Origin of the sequence: Cryobacterium sp. (assembly GCF_026786305.1) — a bacterium.
GTDB lineage: Bacteria > Actinomycetota > Actinomycetes > Actinomycetales > Microbacteriaceae > Cryobacterium.
This window is the reverse complement of record NZ_JAJAYI010000012.1, coordinates 1-4,429: the sequence shown is the minus strand read 5'-3', so window position 1 is coordinate 4,429 and position 4,429 is coordinate 1. Positions and strand designations below refer to the sequence as shown.

Here is a 4,429-nt window from a genome sequence, read left to right as displayed (position 1 = left end):
CCGATGCCGGCGGTGAAGCGCCACGCATCGAGGGCATCCATCAGCTCATCACCCCAGAGCCCGCCACCGCGCACGAGGGAGGTGGCGTAGGCAAGCGGCATCGCGCCCAGGCTCTGCAGGAGGTATCCGCCCGCGAAGTCGACCCCGTCGGGGCGCACGAAATCTTCGCTGATCAGCGCGGAGGGGTAGCCGCGGTAGCCGCGAATCTGCTCGTCGAACCGGCCCCACACCTGCATCGCGCCGTGGGCGAGAAAGTTGCGCCCGACCAGACCGCTCGAATTGGCGAGGCCGGTGTTCAGCAGTAGCCGCGGAGTCTCGATGCCGCCGCCGGCGAGCACGAGGGTCGCGCATCGCTGCCGACGTTCCTGACCGTTCTGGCGGTACACGACCGCCGAGATTCTGCCAAGCGCGTCGCGTTCTATACCGTGCACCATGGAGTCGGGCCGGATCTCCGCCCCGGCGGCAATGGCGGAGGGGAGATAGGTGATCGCGGTGGTCGCCTTAGTGCCATAGCGTTCGCCCTGGTGGATGGTGCCGAGATTTTGGCTGGCGAGGCGGCGACCGTGGTGTGGCTGGTCGCGATCACGGCTGAGGATGGCGGCCGGCGCGTCAGTGGCTTGGATGCCGAGGCGGGCGCAGCCGATTGCCATGAGGTCTGCTGCAGCGTTGCGGTCGACGGGTGGTTCGAGGTACTCCCGTTCCGGGTCCCACGGGTACGGAGTCGGGCCCGAGACGCCGATGGTGCGCTCAACGTCGGCGATGTAGCGGATGAGTTCGGCGTGGTCGACGGGCCAGTCCGCCCCGACCCCGAACTCGGTGAGAAGGTGCAGGTCTCGGATGTCGGGGCGGGGCGTGAAGGCGCCCCAGTGCAGTGTGCCGCCGCCGAGTCCCCAGCCACTGTTGTTGGGGCCGAAGGCGGTCGGTGCATCTCCGCCGCTGAGCCGCTCGGACATCCAGTTGATTCGGGGGGCTTCGACTTCGTCGTTGGTGAAGTCGTCAGGGTCAAGGTTGGGCCCGGCCTCAAGGGCGACGACTCGGAGGCCGCGTTCCGCGAGTCGCGCGAGGAGGGGCGCGCCGCCCGCGCCGGTTCCGACCACGACGACGTCGACAACGTCGTCCTCTGCGTACGTGCGCATGTCGTTGAGGTTCACGCTGCGTTCTCGTTGCCAGCCTGGCCGGTGTTGTTGGTCGTGCCCGGGTCTTCGCTGTCGTCGTTCTCGTCGGCCCGATTGGCCTGATCAGATATGAGAGCACCGAGCTCCTCTGGCTCCCATGGGTCGCGCACGCCGGCGCCCAGACTCACATACCCGGCGGGCTCAACCCCCGGACCACTGGTCGCGAAACCGTCGTATCCGATGCGGGCGAGCGACGCGGGATGGGCCAACCAGGTGCGCGTCAGATCATTGCGCACGTCTTCGAACCACCGGCGAAACACATCACCGCCCCACGGGGCGCCGTTGATGAACTCACCGGCGATAATCCTTCGAATTAGTGCGTCCTGCAGCGCCACACCGTCGGTCCAGACGGATGCGATGGCGTCGAGCCCCAGCCGGTAGGCGGACGCGTCATCTGGAAGCTCCGAGGGTCGCCAACCATCACCACGGCCGGCTGCGAGGTCGGCGTCGATGCGCGCAGCGAGGTCGATCCGGTGCGCCTCGGGTTGCGGCACTAGCCGATCGGCCAGCGCGCGTAGGGTCGCGAGCTGCCCCGGCGAGAGCGCCCGCGGCGTGTAGTTCACGTCGTCCGCGATCGCGCGCCGCACCAATAAGGCGCGCGCCTCGACGCCGGTGCGATTAGAGGCAATAACACGACCCCACTCAGGCTTCACCTGTGGGGATGCTGAAGCCGTTGACTCCCAGAACCGCGCGATCTCGGCCGCAACCTCGTGGGTTTGCTCGTAGGGGAGCAGGTGCCCCGTCGCGGCGAGAGACACGAAGCGCGCCCGCGGATACACGGCGCCGAGGAGTCGCGGCTGCACCGAAGCCCCCAGATCGTCGTCATCTTCGCCCGCCATTACGACGACGGGCAGGTCGATCACGCCAACCTCGGCTGAAATATTTTCATGGCTACCCTCGCTGAGCCACCGCTGCCAGGCGAGCGGCGACATCTGCCGAACTTGGTCGACGGCGTCCTGTTCCAAAGCGGCGACCAGCGATGTCGCCACGTTCTGCGCAACGAATTCGCGCGCGTCGACTTCCGAGAGCGGACCGTTTTCTGCCCACGAGAGCATGAGGGCACGCTTGTCGTCGTCCATGGGCTCCGGGGTGGGCGGGGATGGCGCGAGGAGCACTGCGCCCGCCAAGCCGAAGACAGTCTCGTGCCCGCTCAGTACCCGTGCGGCCACGAGTGCTGCGACCTTGCCGCCCATGCTGTGGGCCGCGAGCAGCCATGGTCCGCCATCGGCTTCGGCCTTGATCGTCTCGAGCGCGGCATCGGCCAGAGCGTGAACGGAGCCGTTCACAGCATCCGGGGCGTGACCCTGCCCCGGCAGGTCGATGCCGACGACGCGGAATCGGTCGCCGAGCGCCGCTGCGAGTGGTGCGGCTGATGCAGAGCCAAAGCCCAGACCGGGAAGAAAAAAAATGGTGCAGTCATGATTGGTCACGGAGTGACCATGCCGCCGTTGACGTTCAAGGTCGCGCCCGAGACGTAGCTCGATTCTGCCGAGGCGAGGAACACGTAGGCGGGGGCCAGCTCGGCCGGCTGCCCGGAACGTCTGTAAGTACTTTCGTCGTCGAATGCTTTCATTTGCTCGTCTGAAACGCCACCCGACACCTGCAGGGCAGTCCAAACGGGGCCGGGTGCGACCACGTTGACCCGGATACCGCGAGGAACTAACTGCTGCGCAAGACCCTTCGAGAAGTTGTTGATCGCTGCTTTCGTCGCCGCGTAGTCCAAGCGATCCGGTGCGGGCGTGTAAGCCTCCAGCGAAGCCGTGTTGATGATGCTGGCACCGGCCGGCAGATGGGCCAGAGCAGCCTTCGTGATCCAGAAGTTCGCGAACACGTTCGTTCGGAACGTCAGCTCGAACTGCTCGTCCGACAAATCTTCGATACGATCAACGGCTACCTGTTTGCCGGCGTTATTGACAAGGATGTCGAGCCCACCGAGCACGCGCACGGTTTCGTCAACGATCTCGCGGCACCGGGCCGAGTCCGTGATGTCCGCGGCAATCGCATGGCCGGTCGTGCCTGCCTCCTCGATCAAGCCCAGGATATGGTCAGCATCCTCCTGTTCAGCGGGCAGGTGCACGATTACGACATCGGCCCCCTCACGCGCGAACGCGATCGCGACGGCACCGCCGATACCGGAGTCACCGCCTGTGATGAGCGCCTTGCGCCCGGCGAGGCGCCCGCTGCCGCGGTAGGTCGATTCGCCAAGGTCAGGGACCGGAATCATCCGCGCCTGCACCCCCGGTTCAGGCTGATGCTGAACGGGCGGGTGGACGCGGCCGTATCGCTCAACAGGGTTTCCAAAACTGTACTGATCGCGAAACGTCATGCCCCCCATGATAGGTCGAAGGCTTCACCATCGACGTGACCGCGCGCACCTCGTTGGCCCGGGTGCATATCGTCGCGGGGCTGCGCGGTGTCCCGGGGGCGAGCATCATTGTGCCGTGGGACCAGTTCGCGGACGCCAGGGTTGGCCTCGTTTGTCAGCTCGAAAACCGGGCCGCATCTTTGCCTAAACTTCTCACGGACACGGACACGGACACGGACACGCACAGAAACGCGTCGAGACGGCGACCACCATCGCCGAATCGCAGGCATATCCACGCGGCCATTCCGGAACGGAACGCCTTCTGTTTCGAGCAGCGCTCGGGCTCCTCCGTTATAACAGCTCGCTGGCGTGCCGTCGGCGTGAACCACACGCGACCATGGCACATCGTCGTCAAGCAACGCGACGGCCCGGCCCGCCTGCCGGGGTCCGATGTCAAGCGCCCGCCCGATCTCCCCGTACGCCGGGACGTCACCCTTGGGAATCGCCACCACCATTGTTCGAACTTCCGCTACCACGTCCATGCGCATCATTCTTCTGATTCGGGATAGGTGATTTTTCCGTCTCGCACGAGCGCGAACGCGGTTAGTTCCGCGCGTCGGGTCGATGAGACCGACATGATGTCGAACACCTCTACCCCGGCGACAATGAGTGCGTCTGTGATTAACCGCCGGTGACAACGCCACGGCACGGCCTCACTGCACATGATCGCCAGCGCCGAGTCATTTGCGACCTGCAGCAGCTCAGCGAGCCCTGAGTGAAACTCATCGGTCAGCATATAGTCGGCGTAATCGCGGAATGCCTTGACCCGCCACGCACCGTTTGGACTTGGCACACCGGCAGGGGTATGCCTGCGGCCGCCGAGGTCCCTGGCCGACCGGTAGGTCACGTCCGCAGGTAACGCACCCGCAATTGCGTCTTGGTTCCATTG

Annotated in this window: 5 protein-coding genes; all 5 read right to left on the bottom strand. The window is 65.7% G+C overall.

Annotated features, from left to right (window positions below; all coding sequences use genetic code 11):
* A partial coding sequence (locus LH475_RS01260) for a GMC family oxidoreductase N-terminal domain-containing protein (RefSeq protein ID WP_297412678.1) occupies positions 1-1,136 on the bottom strand: 1,136 nt, incomplete at its 3' end.
* An 11-nt stretch (positions 1,137-1,147) separates the two neighbouring features.
* Positions 1,148-2,605 carry an alpha/beta hydrolase gene (locus LH475_RS01255; RefSeq protein WP_297412677.1) on the bottom strand — a complete coding sequence of 486 codons (1,458 nt, stop codon included), beginning with the start codon at positions 2,603-2,605 and terminating at the stop codon, positions 1,148-1,150.
* Complete coding sequence (locus tag LH475_RS01250) at positions 2,602-3,501, bottom strand: SDR family oxidoreductase (protein WP_297412676.1); 900 nt, start codon at positions 3,499-3,501, stop codon at positions 2,602-2,604. The genes LH475_RS01255 and LH475_RS01250 overlap by 4 nt, the downstream gene beginning before the upstream one ends.
* Complete coding sequence (locus LH475_RS01245; protein WP_297412679.1) at positions 3,498-3,995, bottom strand: MGMT family protein; 498 nt, start codon at positions 3,993-3,995, stop codon at positions 3,498-3,500. The genes LH475_RS01250 and LH475_RS01245 overlap by 4 nt, the downstream gene beginning before the upstream one ends.
* A gap of 32 nt (positions 3,996-4,027) precedes the next feature.
* A partial coding sequence (locus LH475_RS01240) for a DUF488 domain-containing protein (protein ID WP_297412675.1) occupies positions 4,028-4,429 on the bottom strand: 402 nt, incomplete at its 5' end.